This window comes from Aliivibrio fischeri ATCC 7744 = JCM 18803 = DSM 507, from assembly GCF_023983475.1.
Taxonomy (GTDB): Bacteria; Pseudomonadota; Gammaproteobacteria; order Enterobacterales; family Vibrionaceae; genus Aliivibrio; species Aliivibrio fischeri.
On sequence record NZ_CP092712.1, the window covers coordinates 840,307 to 857,385 of the forward strand.

The window sequence follows — 17,079 nt, forward strand, 5'->3', positions numbered from 1 at the left end:
TTTATATAAAAAATGAGAATAGACTTCGTTTAATTAGTAAACGCTAACTTGGAAGGTAAACGTTTGCGTGTTTGGTGGGTGTTAAATCCTTGTGTGGTTTATCTTTTTTTACATAATGATCAGTAATTTTTAGTGATCTAATAGACATATTTATGAGATCAATGTGAGTGTATGACGTAATTCTTTTAAACTTGGTCAGGTTATTTGGCCAGTAAGAAGAAGACTCTTAATTTGGCCATAATTTATCCCCCTTTGAATAATGGTGAAACATGATGGAACGTCTTTCTCTAAAAGCGGCAATTGCTGCTGCATTAGTAACAACACTGGCTGGTTGTGCAACAACCTCTGAGCCTGCTTGGCAAGAAGATACAACGTATAAAATCACAGTGCTGCATACCAATGATAACCATGGTCGTTTTTGGCAGAATAAATACGGTGAGTATGGAATGGCTGCTCGCAAAACGTTGATCGATGACATTCGAACTGAAGTGCAAGCGGAAGGGGGCAGTGTGCTTCTTTTATCTGGTGGTGATATTAACACTGGTGTACCAGAATCAGATTTACAAGATGCAGAACCTGATTTCAAAGGCATGAATAAAATTGGTTATGATGCGATTGCATTAGGTAACCACGAATTTGATAATCCACTGGATGTACTGCAAAAACAAATTGATTGGGCTGAGTTCCCAATGTTATCTGCCAATATCTATGATAAGAAAACTGGCGAACGTATGTATCAAGCATACGAAATCTTTGAAAAACAAGGTATCAAAATCGCTGTAGTTGGTTTAACAACAGAAGATACAGCAAAAATTGGTAACCCTGAGTACATCGGTAGTCTTGAATTCCGCGATCCTAAATTGGAAGCAAAAAAAGTGATTGCTGAATTAAATGAAACTGAAAAACCTGACCTTATTTTTGCCGTAACTCATATGGGACACTATGAAAATGGTGAGCGTGGTATTAATGCTCCAGGTGATGTTGCACTAGCGCGTTCTTTAGATATGGGTGAGTTAGATATGATTGTGGGTGGTCACTCGCAAGAGCCTGTATGTATGGAAGGTCCTAACTTAATTAAGAAAAACTTTAAGCCGGGTGATGAGTGTAAACCAGACCAGCAAAATGGTACATGGATTGTTCAAGCTCACGAATGGGGTAAATACGTAGGTAAAGCTGATTTTGAGTTCCGTAATGGTGAATTAGAAATGGTTAGCTACGATCTTATTCCTGTTAACTTGAAGAAAAAAGTAAATATCGATGGTAAAAAACAACGTGTATTTATTGAAGATGAAATTGAACAAGATGCAGAGTTACTTGCTTTCTTGAAACCGTTCCAAGAAAAAGGACAAGGCCAACTTAATGTTAAGATTGCTTCAACTAATGGCAAATTAGAAGGTGATCGTAATGTTGTTCGTTTTGAACAAACTAACTTAGGTCGCTTGATTGCTACATCACATATGGTTCGTGCAAAAGCTGATTTTGCAGTAATGAACTCTGGTGGTGTACGTGATTCAATTGAAGCGGGTGATGTAACTTACAAAGACGTATTAACGGTTCAACCATTTGGCAATATCGTAACTTATGCGGATATGACGGGTAAAGAAGTGTTAGATTACCTGAATGTTGTTGCTACTAAACCTGTGGATTCTGGTGCCTATGCGCAATTTGCTGGCATTAAAATGACTGTTGAAAATGGTAAAGTATCAAATGTATTTATTGGTGGTAAGCAATTACGTCTAGATGAAACATATCGTTTTACCGTGCCAAGTTATAACGCTGCTGGTGGCGATGGATATCCAAAAATCTCAGATCACCCAGGTTATGTAAATACTGGTTTCGTTGATGCTGAAGTGTTGAAAGATTTCCTAGAAACAAACAGCCCAATCGACGTAAACAAATTTGCTCCGCGTGGTGAAATTGTTTACAAATAACAGTAAGTTTACTGGTTAATAAAAAGCCTCCAGATATTTGGAGGCTTTTTTTATGCACTGCGTTTTTGATGTTTTTCTCTGTTCTCTAATTTCTTTTCAGCGCTTTTTCTTAATAGAATATATACCGCTCCAGAACCACCATGTTGTGCTTTAGCTGAATGTATGCACATCACTTCTTTTATTTGTGGGAGCCATTGAGCAACATGACTTTTAACTAATGCGGGAGGGTTGGATTTTGCACCTTTACCATGGACGATAACAGCAAAGCGTACATCCATTTTCTGGCATTGTTTTAAAAAGTGAAGCACTTCATCTCTAGCTTGTTTTAATGTGCGTTTGTGTAAGTCTAAACGTGCTTGAATTTCATATTTACCGAGACGAACTTTTCGATATACACCATCTTGAACACCATCACGTTTAAACTCAATGATATCGTCAGGTTGTAATAATGGTGCATTATCTAAAGATAGAAAGTCTGGGTCAGTTTCTGATAATGCTTGCGCTGCCTCTTTACGTGCTAATTGAGATTCTGTTGCTTTATGGGGAGAGGTTAGCGGTGTCACTATATCTTGTTTAATGGGTTTTACGTCTCCCATCATCTCTTGGAATAGTGAAAATTCATCTGTATGAGGCATAAATAATCCTTAGAGCGATCATATATTTATTTGGATTATAGTGATGTAACTGGTGAATTCTAAGCAAATTTTGATGATTTATTTATGAATTCGATTAATTTGATGAATAAATAGCCGAACAAATTGAAAAATGAAAAAAACACTTGTCAAAAAAATCCTGAGCAGTATTATAGCCCTCGTTGACACGGACAAGGTCTTTGTTAAACATCTCGGTGAATAGCGCAGCTTGGTAGCGCATCTGGTTTGGGACCAGAGGGTCGGGGGTTCGAATCCCTCTTCACCGACCACTTTTAAGAAAGCCGCATCAGAAATGATGCGGCTTTTTTGCATTTATCAGTCCTGTATTCATTCAAGTAACTATTGGTATTATTCTTATTTACTGCGATTGATATAAAAACGGCATTGATATCACTCAACACCGTTTATTATTTCCCTAGTCCCTGATTTGACCCCAATAAAGTGGACACTCGATCACGAGGATTGAGTGACATGAAAATCAAATCACAACGAAAGTTTTCTAATGAGTTCAAAAGAAACGCAGTTCAACAGTCATTAGACTCTCCAGATACAGTAAAATCAGTGGCGATCTCTATTGGGATCGCTCCTCAGCTATTGGTAAAATGGAGAAGCCAGATGACATCTAAAAAACACACAGTAGCGCCCATTCCTAATAAAGGCCCTGAAAAATCGCTAAAAGAACTAGAGCGTGAGGTTGTCGAACTTAAAAAACGCTTAGCAGATGCGGAGTTGGAGAACGATATCTTAAAAAAGGCGACGGCCTACTTCGAAAGACGAAGAGAATAAGATTTGAGTTTATTTCCAAGTACTCAAGCCCAGTAAGGCCGGTAGTAAAACTTTGTCGCTATCTTGATGTGTCCACTTCAGGGTATTATAAGTGGTTAAATAGAGAGCCTACGCTTCGCGATAGATATAACGCTGAATTGAAGTGTTTTTTAAAAGACGAAAGCGAACGTCAACACTGTGTCCCTGGCTATAGAAAACTCTATGAAGCCGCTATCTCTTATGGTTTTATTTGTAATAAGAAACGGATCCAACGTCTGCTTCAAAGTCTTGGTTATCGTTCCAGAGCGAGTAAGAAGAGGCATGGGTGTGCGCCTAAGCAGAAATTAGGCTTTCCAGCTTTTAATTTACTGGACCGAAAGTTTTCAGTATCACAGCCAAACAGGGTTTGGACTTCAGACATTACTCAGGTCCGATGTAGTGAGGGTTGGCAGTACTTATGTGTTGTATTAGACCTTTACTCAAGAAAGGTCATCAGTTGGTCGACGAGTAGGATTAACAACGCAGAGCTTGTAGTTCGTAGTTTAAAGAAGGCTTGGGAAAGACGTAGACCTGATGGTAGTCAATTGATGTTTCATTCAGACCAAGGAGTTCAGTATACGTCAGAGATGACGATGCGTTGGTTGTACAAGAGAGGAATAACAATCAGTATGTCCCGTAAAGGAAACTGTTGGGATAATGCTTGTTCAGAGAGTTTCTTTGCTCAGTATAAAAAGGAATGGATAAGCTGTTTAGGGCAACTATCAAGAGAAGAGATGACAATGCAAAGTCGACTTTATATCGATGGCTATTATAATCCGATAAGAAGGCATGGGACTCTAGGAGGAAAGAGTCCCATAGATTTTGAGTTAAGTAACTAAAACCCCGTGTCTACTTTTAAGGGGTCATATCACCCTAGTCCCTAGTCCCTAGTCCCTAGTCCCTAATTATGCGTATTAAATAACGCTAATTTTCCATTTTCTTTAAACGCCACAACTTGGTATTTGTCTTTTTTATCTCCATATTCCATCCCCGGAGAGCCCATTGGCATACCTGGAACGGCTAATCCTTTGTAGTCACGAGGATCAGCAAGAAATTTTTTAATATCAGATGCAGGAATATGACCTTCAAATACATAACCATTAATGACTGCGGTATGACAAGAAGTAAGACGAGGATCAACACCTAGTTTTTTCTTAATCGCACTCATGTCTTCATGTTTTTCAGTTGTAACGTCATAACCGTTATCTTTCATGTGTTGTTCCCATTCAGTGCAACAACCGCAGTAAGGGGATTTGTAAGAAGTAACTTCGGTTGCTGCAAATGCAGATGAGCTCATTAACATAAGAGAAGTGAAAGCTATTTTTTTTACGTTTTTCATGGTGATATTCCACTATTTACTTTGAATTAGGTGAAAGCCAGAACCAATAAACAATGGCGACTATTAAAGAAATACCAACTATATTAATCATGAGTTTCACCTGTTACTTTTGTTGAGATTGAGGAGTAAAAAGTCGTAACCTATTTGCATTAGTTACCACTGTTATAGATGAAAGAGCCATTGCAGCACCAGCAACCACAGGGCTTAAAAGCATGCCAGTAAATGGGAATAAAATGCCTGCCGCAACAGGGATTCCAATGGTATTGTATATAAATGCACCAAATAGATTTTGCTTCATATTTTTCATGGTTGCTTTGGATAATGTAATGGCATTGACTGCAGTTAATAAAGAGTGATTCATTAACGTTAAATGTGCACTTTCAATTGCAACATCGCTGCCATTGCCCATTGCAATACCGACTTCAGCTTGTGCTAGTGCTGGGGCATCATTAATACCATCGCCTATCATGGCTACTTTTTTGCCTTGTTTTTGCAGTTCTTGGATTGCTTGCGCTTTACCATCAGGTAATACACCAGCAATGATTTGATTGATCCCTAGTTCTTTTGCTACGTGCTCAGCAGTCTCTTTACGATCGCCAGTTAACATGACCACATCAATACCAAGTTGGTTAAATTGCTTGATGGCAGCTTTGGAATCTAAGCGAATGGCATCACTAACCTGAATAACCCCGATACACTCTTGCTCATTAGCCACATATAAAGGTGTTGCTGATGGTGAAATTGAAATATCAGGACTTGGTATGTTGTTCTTAGCAAGGTAGCGACGGTTACCAATAAAGATGACATTACCATTTACTTTAGCTGATGCGCCTAGGCCCAGTTCAGCCGTAAAATTTGTACTAGTAAGAGGTATCCAATGATTGTCATTTAAATAATTCACAACAGCTAAAGCTAATGGATGCTCAGAATGAACTTCGACTGCTGCTGCGAGTGAAATTACTTCTTTTTCATCGAATTGATTGAAGACGGTTACCTTAGTTACTCTTGGCTTTCCTTCCGTTAATGTTCCTGTTTTATCAACAACAACTGTATCGATGGTGCTTGCAGTTTGAAGTACGTCAGCATCTTTAATTAATGCACCAAATTCAGCTGCTTTACCAATTCCTACTGTCACAGACATAGGCGTTGCTAATCCAAGGGCACAAGGACAAGCGATAATTAGAACCGTAGTGGCGACAACTAACATATAACTTGATGTTGGCTCTGGACCAAAGTTATACCAAATAAGTGCTGATAGAATAGCGATAATCATAACGCTCGGAACAAAGATTGATGATATTTTATCTGCCAATTTAGCTAATTTAGGTTTACTGCTCTGTGCATTTCGTACCATGGTAATAATACGAGCGAGCATGGTGTGCTCACCAACTTTCGTCGCTTTAAAGGTAAAGCTTCCTTGTTGATTGATGGTACCGGCATGTACGGCATTACCTAAGGATTTTAAGCTCGGTATTGGCTCTCCAGTTAACATGGCTTCATCAAGATAGCTCTCACCACTTAAGATAGTGCCATCAACGGGAATTTTTTCACCGGGTTTAATTTTAATTACCATTCCTTCAACAACTTGAGCGACAGGCAAGGTAACCTCTTGGCTATCAATAATAACGGTAGCCGTTTGTGGTTGTAAGTTGATCAGTTTTTCAATGGCATTTGACGTGCGATTTCTGGCTTTAGTTTCAATGAGGTTACCCAGTGTAATTAAGCCTAAGATCATTGCTGTTGCTTCAAAATACACATGACGAGCTTGTTCTGGGAAGAATTCAGGAAAAAGAACTAGTGCCATGGAATATAGCCAAGCAGAGCCTGTGCCTAATGCAACTAAGGTATCCATTGTCGCTCTATGGTGAGTAAAGGCCTTCCATGCGTTGACAAAAAAGTGTCTACCAGCCGTCAGTAATAATCCTAAACAAATAATCCCAATAACTCCCCAAGCAAGTTGGTCGTAAGTATTTGATATTTGCATATTGCCACCGAAAACACCCCATAACATAAGCGGAGCGCCGATGCTTAGTGATAGGATTGTATTTCTTTTATGCTCCGCGGTTGTTTTTAGAAATTGCTCTTTTTGTCGCTTTCTACGCTGCTCTTCACTGACGCTTAGCTCTGCTCCATAACCGCCATCTTCAATGCTTTTGATTAATGTTGGTACATCGATATCGCCATGAACGAGCGCGGTGCGTTCAGCAAGATTAACCGTCACTGAGTGTACGTTTTTATTTTGTGCAATGATTTTTTCAACAGAAGATACGCAGCTCGCACACGTCATTCCAGACAATATTAATTGTGTCGTTTTTTCTGATGAATGGTTGATATTGTCTGTTTTTGAGCTATCAGATAGAGGCGTTTGTTCCTCTTGATTATCAGATGCAGGTGATACGGAACTTGCGTGAAAGCCAATAGACTCAATGAGGTCGATAATGTGTTGTTGCGAGTGAGTGGTTTCTAATTTCAATAGTGTTGTTGAAATAGACGTAATACTGGAATGCGATAAATCACTTAACGCTTCTTTGGTTTTATTGACGCACTTATCACAATTTAATCCAGATAAATAAAGAGTGACATCTTGTGCTTTAGGGACGGAGTATCCCAGCTCTGTGATTAATTTAACCACCTCTTGATAAGAGAGACTGGTGGTTAGCTTTGTATCCGTTTTAGTTACCGAGTATTGCTGTACATGCGGATTGTCTGCAAATGCTTTTTCTATTTTTGCAATACAACGACCACAATTTAATCCCGCTAAAGGCAGATTGAATTCTTGACTCATAATAACCTCGATAACCTATCTTGATATTAGGCATCATAAACCTTACAGTTAATGGAAGGTCAAGAAGAAAAGTAAAGAGAGTTGTATGAACATAAGTGAAGTAGCGAAATTAACTGGATTAACAGCAAAAGCAATTCGTTTTTATGAAAGTAAAGGGATAATAAAAGAGGCGAGTCGTGGCGCAAATGGGTATCGTCAATATACACAACATCAAGTGGATGAGTTGTTACTTATCCGTCGCTCAAGGTTAGTTGGATTTAACTTAGATGAATGTCAAGAGCTGTTAAATTTATCGAATAATCCAAATAGACGAAGTGCGGATGTAAAACAAAAAACACTAGAAAAGGTTTCAGAAATAGAAACTAAGATAGAAGAGCTAGAAAGGATGAAGAAAACGTTATTAGATCTAGCTGATACATGTCCTGGTGATGATAGTAATGACTGTCCAATCATTAAAGGATTAACCTGTTGTCATGAGAATAAATAACAACAGGTTAAATAATGACAGGTTATATGCTTACTTTAATAAAGTAGAGAATAGAGTTGGCGACGGAATTTACCAGCGATAGGGTTACCTTGACCTAGAGCTGATAAAATATCCATCATCACTTTTTTTACTTGGCCATCTTGAGCATTAAGATCGTTAACTAATATCGCCATTAAAATCTCTAACGCCTCTTCTTGGCGATTCACTTGACTGTATTGAATAGCAAGCTCTAATGCGACTTCTGTATTAGTTGGATCTGCGTTGTGTTTTTCTTCTAATGCTTGGATTTCAGGTGTATTACCTGCTTGCTTATGCAGTTCAAGCTTAGCAACTAATTCTTTATATTTACTATCTTGATCTTGCATTAAAATTTCAGACAAGACGCTTTCAGCTTGCTCATAAGCTTGTGTTTCAATATAGCATTGAGCGATATGAAGCTTGATCTGCCCATTGCCACCAAAATGATCTAATAAAGCAAGCAACATAGGAAGTGCCGCTTGGTATTCACCCTCTTCAACTAATTTAAACGCTTGACCTAATTGAAGCTCTTCTTGACTAGGTAAGTGTTTGCTTAACATATCTTGGATGGCTTCAATTGTTTGAGGACCACCCATACCATCTACGGCTTGACCATTTTTAAATAAAGCAATAGTAGGTAATGTTTGCACACCAAATTGTTGAGCAAGGCCTTGTTGTTCTTGGCAATTAAGTAGGGCAAGGGTAACAGCATCACCGTATTGTTGGGCAAGCTGTTGAAGTGCAGGTATTACAGAAAGGCTTTCTTGGCTCATTGGCGCCCAGAAGTGAATCAACACAGGGGTTTGCACTGAGCTTTCTATAATTTGCTGGAAATTTTGTTCGTTCAATTCAACGCTATGTTCTGCTTGCATATCTTGTCCTAAAATCAGAATTATCTCTTTTAGTAGATATATGGCGTTAGTGGGCTATTTTCAAGGAGACAAAAAACAAGAAAGCCACGATATTAATATATTGTGGCTTTTTGTTTGCAAGCAAAGGTTACTATTAGATCAGTATGAATACCGCAACCGCTACACTCACACAGATCCAGTTAATTTTTCCTAGTGTCATACTTCCCTCGAAAACACTAATCGACCAGATAGTATTAAATATACGATTGCTTTATGACACTAATATTACATTTTTATCTTTTTCTCGTATTTATTAAAAATTACACAGTGGTGGCGGTATAAAGTTACATTAATCACTCTTATTTAAGATCTTATCGAGGATTTTTGTTGGTAAAATACGTTTAAGAAATGCAAATAAATAGGTTGGAAAGGTAACCCGATACCTTACTTTTGGTTTTGTGGAATTTAAGGCGTGTAGTAATGGGGAAATTACGGCGGTTGATGGTAAAACAAACGCACTACCTGACTTTTCTTTTTCGAGTCTTTGTTGCTGAATAAGGTATTTTTCCTTATGAGGGCTATTTTCTACATCTATCCATTTATTAAATGCTTTCAATGCGTTAGAGCGAAATTCGGTTTCTATTGGCCCAGGTTCAATTAAGCAGACTTTAATGTTTGTATCTGATAGTTCTAGACGTAACGTATCTGTCCAACCTTCAATAGCAAATTTTGATGCGTTATAAGCTCCACGGTATTTCATGGCAACAATGCCTAAAACAGAGCTGTTTTGAATGATACGTCCTTGATTTTGTTCTCTCATAATAGGGAGTAATTCTGTTACTAACTGATGCCAACCAAAGAAATTAGCTTCGAACTGTTCTTTTAAGGCATCACGAGGTAGATCTTCGAGTGCGCCTGCCTGTCCATAAGCCCCATTATTAAATAAAGCGTATAATTTTCCATCAGTTAGTGTTTTTATTTTTTGCACTGCATCACTAACGCTCTTAGGGTCATTATAATCGAGTTGTAAGCAAGTGAGTCCTTCCTTCTGAAGTCGAATAACATCTTCTTCTTTTCTACATGAGGCGATAACATCAAAGCCGTGTTGCTGTAATTGGTGAGCTGCGGTATATCCGATACCTGTAGAGCAGCCAGTTATAAATATAGAACGCTTCATAAATCCCTATAAATGTTTATTAGCAAACCAAATAAGTATATAGACCTTATTTTCGTTGACATAAGTACAATAGAAAACAGTATAAAGTAGGGGTTATAGAATTGATAATTTGAGTGTGAGATTTTGCGTATAAAATAAAAAAGCCAATAATACTATTGGCTTTTTTTGGAGTATGACGAAGGATTACATCGCTGCTTTTTTCGCTTCATTTATCCAAGAGTCAAATAAATTACGGTTTGCTTTTATCCAACCATTGACGTGAGATTCAATATCAGCAGTGCTGTTTTTACCTTTACTCATCATCATGTTTTGCGCACTCACATCGTTGATGTTTAGCTTAATTATTTCAAATAACCTTGCAGCTGCTGGGTTTTGTGCCGCAAATTCTTTATTCGCAATAATGCGCATAGAGTTCATTTCAAAACCGTAGTTTTTGCCATTTGATAATGTGGTATCTACATTTTTACGTTCCCCTGGTAATGCAGAGAAAGGTACTTCTAACCAAACAACGTCTTTATTTGGTACTAGAACACCACTTACCCAGTAAGGTGTCCACGTATAGTAGAGAATTGGCTCGCCATTTTTATAACGTGAAATCGTATCAGCAATAATTGCTGCGTAGTTACCTTGGTTATGTGTGACAGTATCTTCAAGTTGATAAGTCTCAATTTGGTGTTCGATTACCATTTCACAACCCCAACCAGGGTTACAACCAGTAAGATCTGCTTTGCCATCACCATCAGCATCAAATAATTTAGCTATCTTTGGATCTTTTAATTGACCAATATTAGTGATGCCATATTTCTCTGCTGTTTTTTTATCAATTAAGTAACCTTGAGCTGCGCCACTTACGTATTGGCCTTGACGGTAGAATTTGTCATCTCCACCAGACATTGTGTATTTATCGGCATGAAGAGGGAACCATCCAACAGCAAGAAATGTTGCATCGCCTTTAGCAATTGATGTGTAAGCAACGTTGTAATCCACTTCTTTTGTTGGTTGTACATCATAACCAAGTTCTTCAAGAGCACGATTTACAATCGAGGTTTGAAATGTTTCTTCAGCAACTGTTGATTGAAGAGCTTGAACGCTAACTCCTTCTCCTGGAAGCTTTTCAGCCCAAACATTAGTAGATAAAGCTAATGTCGAAACGATACTGGCTGTTAGTGCTTTCTTCCATGAATTAATCATTCTTATTTCTCCTTAAGTTTCAGTTCTTGTTTTGGTTCTTTTTTTTGAGCAAATATTTTTAATAAGATGGCGACAGGTCCCATTTGATACCAACGTAATTTGGTATTGCCTGCGTTTACACCTAATACTTGAGTGATTCTATCGAGTAAAATGGCAAGGATAACAATACCTAGACCACCAACGGCAGCCAGCCCCATATCCAATCGTCCAATACCTCGTAATACCATTTGACCTAAACCACCTACAGCAATCATAGATGCGATAACAACCATAGACAGAGATAACATTAGGGTTTGGTTTACACCAGCCATGATAGTTGGCAGCGCTAGAGGTAATTGGATTCGATAAAGCATCTGTTTTTTATTCGCACCAAAAGAGTGTCCAGCTTCAATAAGGTCGGTAGGTACTTGCTGAATACCGAGTATGGTTAAACGAACAACCGGAGGTAGAGCAAAAATGATGGTTACGACTACACCTGGAACATTACCAATACCAAATAGCATAACGATTGGAACTAAATAAACGAATGCAGGGGTGGTTTGCATTGCATCTAAGATAGGTCTAATAAATTTGGCTGCAGTGCGACTCCTTGCTAACCAGATCCCCATAGGGAGTCCGATAAGTAAACAGAAAAACACAGAGGTCATAACCAGAGCAAGGGTTGTCATCGCTTGTGACCAAGCACCGATAAGCCCTATAAATAACAGTGAAATTGCAGTGGATACTCCAAGCTTTAGATTTGAAAATTGCCACGCAAGTAAAAATAAAATAAGCAACATGAATGGCGCAGGTGTTGATACAAGAGCGGTTTCAAAAGAGCTTAAAATAAAGTCGATAGGAACACGTATTGCTTGAAATAGGGGGCGACCATGCTCCACCAACCAATTTAATCCAGATTCAACCCATGTATCTACAGGAAGAACCGCTTCTTCAAATGGGTTTAGAATATCAAAAGATTTAGTGTCGACTGCTTCTGTTGTTAACCAATCGTTTGAAGATGCTGATTCGCTTGCTTGACCCCAAGGATCGTTTGATTGAGTTTCATTTTGTGACCATGGATCATTTGTTGTTTGATTTGCTGACATGACTTATCCCTTATCTAACGTTTGTAGAAGTCGTGATTTAGTCACAACACCAAAGTAATTACCGTTTTTGTCAACGACAGGAACGGAATAAGGAACGTCAGCAACAATACCTAAAATATCATTAATTGGTTGTTCAGGTGTAAGAGTGACGCCATTTGCCAATTGAGCACTTATTAATGAATTATGGTCATTATGAGCTTCACGAAGAGAGTCGACAGAGACTATGCCAGAGTAGTGGTTACTTTTATCGACAATAATCCCATATTCGCGATCATTATCAATTAAGATTTGAAGAGCTGAAGCTGGGCCATCATGTTCTGATTTTTTAAAAACAGCGGCAGGCTTTTTTCGTGCAATATCTTTAGCCGTTAAAACGCTAGCAACATTTACACCTCTGAAAAATGCTTCAACATAGTCATTGGCTGGATTATTAAGGATATCATCTGGAGTGCCTACTTGAACGACTTCACCATTTTGCATAATAGCAATGCGATCGCCGATCCTCATCGCTTCATCAAGATCATGAGAGATAAAAACTATCGTGCGTTTATCGTCATTTTGTAAGCGAATGAGCTCGTCTTGCATTTCAGTTCTGATTAAAGGGTCAAGAGCAGAAAATGCTTCATCCATTAATAAAATATCTGGATCACAAGCTAATGCTCTAGCAAGACCAACTCGTTGTTTCATACCACCAGATAGTTCATCAGGATAAGATTCAGAATAGGCACCAAGTCCAACTCTATCTAGCGCTTCTAGTGCATTTGCTTTTCTTTTTTCCGTATCAACTCCTGCGAGTTCTAAACCAAAAGCTGCATTTTCTATGACTGTCATGTGTGGCATTAGAGCGAAGTTTTGAAAAACCATGGAGATGTTGTTGCGGCGAACTTGACGAAGTTCTTCTTCTGAAATGTGGGCGATGTCTTTTCCTTTGAGAAACACATTACCTTTTGTTGGTTCGATCAGACGATTGAGAAGACGAACTAATGTGGATTTTCCAGAACCAGAAAGTCCCATTATTACGAAAATTTCACCTTCTTGAATACTAAGAGAAACATCATTAACTCCAATCGTTAATCCCGTTTTCTCAAACACTTGATCTTTATTTGCGCCTTTATCAATCATTGAAAATGCACGTTCAGTGTCTTCTCCAAATACTTTGTACAGTCCCTTAACTTCCAGTATGGGATTCATGTTTTAGATCCTTTATCAAAAAATTGCTTAGTACTATAAGTAAAATGCGATTGATAATCAAGAGTTGCTATATTGTAAAATAATTTACAAAATTTATTTTTTTGATAAACAAGTCGCATGGATGCGACTTTGGTGTTTGTAAGTAGTTGATTTTATATAATTTAAAGTCTTGGCGATAAGTGAGAGCATTCATTTAATAACACGTTGAATCTTGGGGGGGAGATTGAAAACAAATGAAGTTAACAGAGGTATTTTGATAATTGATTTGAGTACGAACTAAATTTTAATAGAGGGGGATCTATGTGCTAATAATCAGTTCTATCTTCACTTCGATAAACAATGACATTGTCTATTCGAAGTGAATGATACTTTAGAGTCGGAGGAGCGAGGTTATTGTAGAAGTTGTTTTAATGCCGATTCTATCCGTGAGTAGCGAAATTTGAATCCTTCATTAACTAAACGTTTTGGTCTTATACGTTGGCTATCTAAAAGTAATACTGCGGATTCACCTAAAATTGTTTTGATTAATAATTTGGGAGTGAATAAAAAATGTGGGCGTTGCAGTGTTCCTGCTAAGGCTTGGCTAAATATGCGGTTGGTTACAGGGTGAGGAGCCGTGATGTTATAAATACCATGGCTTTGCTCTTCAAAAACTAGGTGTAAGATAGCAGAAACCATATCATCAATATGTATCCATGACATATATTGTTTACCGTTACCGATTGGTCCACCTAAACCGAGTTTGTATGGGAGTAACATTTTTCCTAGTGCTCCACCAGATTGCGATAACACAATGCCAGTACGCAGTATGCAAACTCGAGTATTGTCGTTTTGGGCTCGGAGTGCCTTGCTTTCCCATTCTTGACATACTTGATGAGTAAAATCGGGTAGGGATACCTGCATGCTTTCGTCTATGTTTTTATTATCATGACTGCCGTAATAGCCGATAGCTGATCCAGAAATAAAACAACTAGGTGGAGTTGAAGAGGCAAGACAAAGCTCAGAAAGCTGTTGAGTTAGTTCACATCGACTTTGAATGATTTTTTTCTTTTGTTTTTTTGTCCATTTTTTATCGGCAATGGGCTCTCCAGCCAGATTGATAATAATATCAATATCATTGAAGTTTGAAAAAGATGACAGGTCAGAAACAAACTCTACATGTGGTAAAGCAAGGTGGTTTAAAGAAAGTTGGGCTTTTTTTATATTTCGAGTAAGAAGGATTAAATGATGCCCTTTTAGGTGGTCAAGTAATTGCTTTCCTATTAATCCTGTACTACCTGTTATGAGTATTTTCATCTCGTCTCCTGCAAGATATTTTCGTTATCTGTCTAACTAAGTATAAATTGACTTCAATGATTGGCAACTTTGCTTACATTTCCTTTATACTTTGTGTTCGCATTATATCTATATTTAAGGACCTTTCGTGAAACTATTTTTTGCTTCGGATCTGCATGGATCTTTACCTGCAACCCAGCGTGTTATTGATACGTTTCTAGCTTCAAAAGCAGATCACCTGATTTTACTTGGGGATTTAATTAATTTTGGTCCACGAAACCCATTACCTGAAGGTCACAACCCACTTGCGGTTGCCGAATTATTAAATCAATATGCAGATTCTATCATTGCAGTAAGAGGGAATTGTGACAGTGAAGTTGATCAGATGCTGCTTTCATTTCCTATCATGTCTGATTATCACATTGTGCTATTACCAACGGGTCAAAAATTATTTTTAACTCATGGCCATATTTATAATGCTGATAAGCGACCACCATTGAAAAAAGGCGATATTATCGCTCATGGTCATACGCATATTACGGTTGCAGAGTGGGTTGGAGATCAAATTATTTTTAATCCAGGTTCTACAACTTTCCCACGTATTGAAGGGGAAAAAGCAAGTTATGGGTTACTTGATGGACAGACGCTAAGTGTATGTGATTTTGAAGGTAATACTTTGCACTCGATTGATATTTAATAATTATATTTTAGATATAAAAAAAGAAGCGTAATAATCGCTTCTTTTTTATTAATTTGAGATCATCGTTAATGTGAGAATAGAATGCCAGAGCCGTAATTTAAGCTCGTTAGCAATAATGTTTTATCATTAACCACATCAACACGCTTACTTTGTTGAGCATCCATTCTGAAAACTCGCATAATCAGCTTTTTCTGAGAACCTGAAAAGTTTTTATTGTCACTGGCAGTAACATCTTTAAATTCAGTAGGGTCAATAAGTAAATAATCACCGCTGTAATCCCAATTACCAGTCTCCATTACATTGATTGTTAGTGGATGAATTTCATCAGTTAACCCACTGTAAATCGTTAATGTAGATGACTTTGAATAGGTCTTATTTGGTAAATAAACCACGTTAGATTTAATATCAGCACGTTTAAGTGGGCCCATATCCTCATAGTCAGTGTCTATTCGAACTGTGCTCATACTTTGCCATTCTTTAGATATTAATAGCTGCTCTACTTTACTGTCGCTTTTCCAATAAAACCATGCACTACCTATTACTGAGATAGTTAGCAGGATTAAGGGTAATAAACGTTTGAATAGAGGTAACTGCTCTTTGTTTATCCACATACCTTATCCACCCCTTTTTGATCAATTAGCAAGCGTACACTGATGCTTTGATCACTGTGCTCTTCGCTATGTATATAATTTAATGTAATTTGATTTGGTTGACCGCTAGTGGCAATAACTTCAATTGGTTTTAATGAATCAGTGTGCTTTGAATTATAAAAATTTGTACATTGTTCAATAAGAGGTTTCCACTGCTCGATGCTAGGGTGGTTAACCGGAACAAAAACAGGCGTATTATCATAATTAGCAACTTGGACAAAGGCATCTGATTTTGGCGTATGATTAACATAAGCAAGAATAGGCAAAACAAATGCAATAATAAGCATTATTGTACCTAAAAGAGATAGATGTGCCTGTGGTGCTGAATTAGCCGTAGATGGCTGATGTATTGTTGCGTTTTGTTGTGGTGCCACAGTTTGTGCTTCTTGAGCATCATCTTGATGTACTGAAGTGTTATTTAGAGAATCGTTTAACGGAGTATTCTCTACATTGTGTTCAGTTTCAGCTTCTATTTTCTGGTCTGGATCGACTTGAGCAACAGCTGTTGAAATAAATTGATAACCACGTTTTGGCACTGTTTTTACATAAACAGGCAACTTGGTTGGGTCTTGGAGCATCTTCCTTAATGTAGAGATAGCTTGAGTTAAACTTGAATCATCAACTTCAAAGCCTTGATCTCTCCAAACATACTCATGTAGTTCGTGACGGCTAACAACCTTCCCTGGTTCTTGAATCAGCAGGCTTAAAACTCGACTTTCATTACCACCCAAGCGAATAATCTCATCATCATTTAGTGTATCAATAAGACTATTGTCGTTTGGATCGAAGAGAAACCGGTCGCCAATAATAATTTTGTTATTTTCTGTATTCATCGGTTATTAACTCAGTAGTGGCAGTTCTTAGATATGATAAAGAGTATCACTTTTAGAATGTCTATATTATGTCAAAATTTATCATTAATCATTTTTGTTCTATAAAAAA

The 17,079-nt window shown here is 37.8% G+C and carries 15 protein-coding genes and 1 tRNA gene; 5 read left to right on the plus strand and 11 right to left on the minus strand.

Annotated elements, in window-relative coordinates; translation table 11 throughout:
* The first annotated feature begins 269 nt into the window (after window positions 1-269).
* Window positions 270-1,931: a bifunctional UDP-sugar hydrolase/5'-nucleotidase UshA gene (gene ushA, locus AVFI_RS04055; RefSeq protein ID WP_017019471.1), complete on the plus strand. Its 1,662-nt coding sequence runs from the start codon at window positions 270-272 to the stop codon at window positions 1,929-1,931.
* Between the two features lie 50 nt (window positions 1,932-1,981).
* Here the strand turns inward: ushA and smrA are convergent, their stop codons facing one another.
* Complete coding sequence (smrA, locus tag AVFI_RS04060; RefSeq protein WP_054776195.1) at window positions 1,982-2,566, minus strand: DNA endonuclease SmrA; 585 nt, start codon at window positions 2,564-2,566, stop codon at window positions 1,982-1,984.
* 210 nt (window positions 2,567-2,776) lie between these two features.
* Here smrA and AVFI_RS04065 point away from each other — a divergent pair.
* Both AVFI_RS04065 and AVFI_RS04070 read left to right on the plus strand, forming a co-directional pair.
* Window positions 2,777-2,853 (plus strand) — tRNA-Pro (locus AVFI_RS04065).
* A 202-nt stretch (window positions 2,854-3,055) separates the two neighbouring features.
* Window positions 3,056-4,227, plus strand: a protein-coding gene (locus tag AVFI_RS04070) for an IS3 family transposase (protein ID WP_139073841.1) whose coding sequence is annotated in 2 segments (ribosomal slippage) — window positions 3,056-3,326 and window positions 3,326-4,227 — 1,173 coding nt in all. Because the reading frame shifts where the segments join, the coding sequence is not laid out codon by codon here.
* Between the two features lie 62 nt (window positions 4,228-4,289).
* Here the strand turns inward: AVFI_RS04070 and AVFI_RS04075 are convergent.
* Together AVFI_RS04075 and AVFI_RS04080 are read right to left on the minus strand one after the other, a co-directional pair.
* A complete protein-coding gene (locus AVFI_RS04075; protein ID WP_054776122.1) occupies window positions 4,290-4,727 on the minus strand; it encodes a DUF411 domain-containing protein in 438 nt (145 codons plus the stop codon).
* A 103-nt stretch (window positions 4,728-4,830) separates the two neighbouring features.
* Window positions 4,831-7,512: a heavy metal translocating P-type ATPase gene (locus AVFI_RS04080; RefSeq protein ID WP_188863860.1), complete on the minus strand. Its 2,682-nt coding sequence runs from the start codon at window positions 7,510-7,512 to the stop codon at window positions 4,831-4,833.
* A gap of 85 nt (window positions 7,513-7,597) precedes the next feature.
* Between AVFI_RS04080 and cueR the strand changes: the two genes are divergently transcribed.
* Window positions 7,598-7,999, plus strand: coding sequence for a Cu(I)-responsive transcriptional regulator (cueR, locus tag AVFI_RS04085; protein ID WP_005418236.1), 402 nt, complete (start codon window positions 7,598-7,600; stop codon window positions 7,997-7,999).
* A gap of 35 nt (window positions 8,000-8,034) precedes the next feature.
* On the opposite strand, the gene AVFI_RS04090 is transcribed toward cueR, so the two are convergent.
* From AVFI_RS04090 to AVFI_RS04115, 6 genes are all read right to left on the minus strand, one after another.
* Window positions 8,035-8,889, minus strand: a complete 855-nt coding sequence (locus AVFI_RS04090) for a thioredoxin family protein (protein ID WP_012533772.1) — start codon at window positions 8,887-8,889, stop codon at window positions 8,035-8,037.
* A gap of 328 nt (window positions 8,890-9,217) precedes the next feature.
* Window positions 9,218-10,045: an SDR family oxidoreductase gene (locus AVFI_RS04095; RefSeq protein ID WP_069581154.1), complete on the minus strand. Its 828-nt coding sequence runs from the start codon at window positions 10,043-10,045 to the stop codon at window positions 9,218-9,220.
* 183 nt (window positions 10,046-10,228) lie between these two features.
* A complete protein-coding gene (gene proX, locus AVFI_RS04100; protein WP_012532956.1) occupies window positions 10,229-11,236 on the minus strand; it encodes a glycine betaine/L-proline ABC transporter substrate-binding protein ProX in 1,008 nt (335 codons plus the stop codon).
* A 2-nt stretch (window positions 11,237-11,238) separates the two neighbouring features.
* The gene (gene proW, locus AVFI_RS04105) at window positions 11,239-12,321 is read right to left on the minus strand and encodes a glycine betaine/L-proline ABC transporter permease ProW (RefSeq protein WP_054776121.1); all 1,083 of its coding nucleotides are present in this window, start codon (window positions 12,319-12,321) and stop codon (window positions 11,239-11,241) included.
* A gap of 3 nt (window positions 12,322-12,324) precedes the next feature.
* Entirely contained in the window at window positions 12,325-13,512 is a 1,188-nt protein-coding gene (gene proV, locus AVFI_RS04110; RefSeq protein WP_188863859.1) for a glycine betaine/L-proline ABC transporter ATP-binding protein ProV, read from the minus strand.
* A 390-nt stretch (window positions 13,513-13,902) separates the two neighbouring features.
* Entirely contained in the window at window positions 13,903-14,808 is a 906-nt protein-coding gene (locus AVFI_RS04115; RefSeq protein WP_188863858.1) for a TIGR01777 family oxidoreductase, read from the minus strand.
* Window positions 14,809-14,935: 127 nt separating this feature from the next.
* Between AVFI_RS04115 and yfcE the strand changes: the two genes are divergently transcribed.
* Window positions 14,936-15,484: a phosphodiesterase gene (gene yfcE, locus AVFI_RS04120; protein ID WP_065596172.1), complete on the plus strand. Its 549-nt coding sequence runs from the start codon at window positions 14,936-14,938 to the stop codon at window positions 15,482-15,484.
* Between the two features lie 68 nt (window positions 15,485-15,552).
* On the opposite strand, the gene AVFI_RS04125 is transcribed toward yfcE, so the two are convergent.
* Both AVFI_RS04125 and AVFI_RS04130 read right to left on the minus strand, forming a co-directional pair.
* Window positions 15,553-16,098, minus strand: coding sequence for a regulatory protein ToxS (locus tag AVFI_RS04125; RefSeq protein ID WP_012533028.1), 546 nt, complete (start codon window positions 16,096-16,098; stop codon window positions 15,553-15,555).
* Window positions 16,089-16,970, minus strand: a complete 882-nt coding sequence (locus AVFI_RS04130; protein ID WP_012534065.1) for a winged helix-turn-helix domain-containing protein — start codon at window positions 16,968-16,970, stop codon at window positions 16,089-16,091. Before AVFI_RS04130 ends, AVFI_RS04125 begins: the two co-directional genes overlap by 10 nt.
* Window positions 16,971-17,079: the final 109 nt, after the last annotated feature.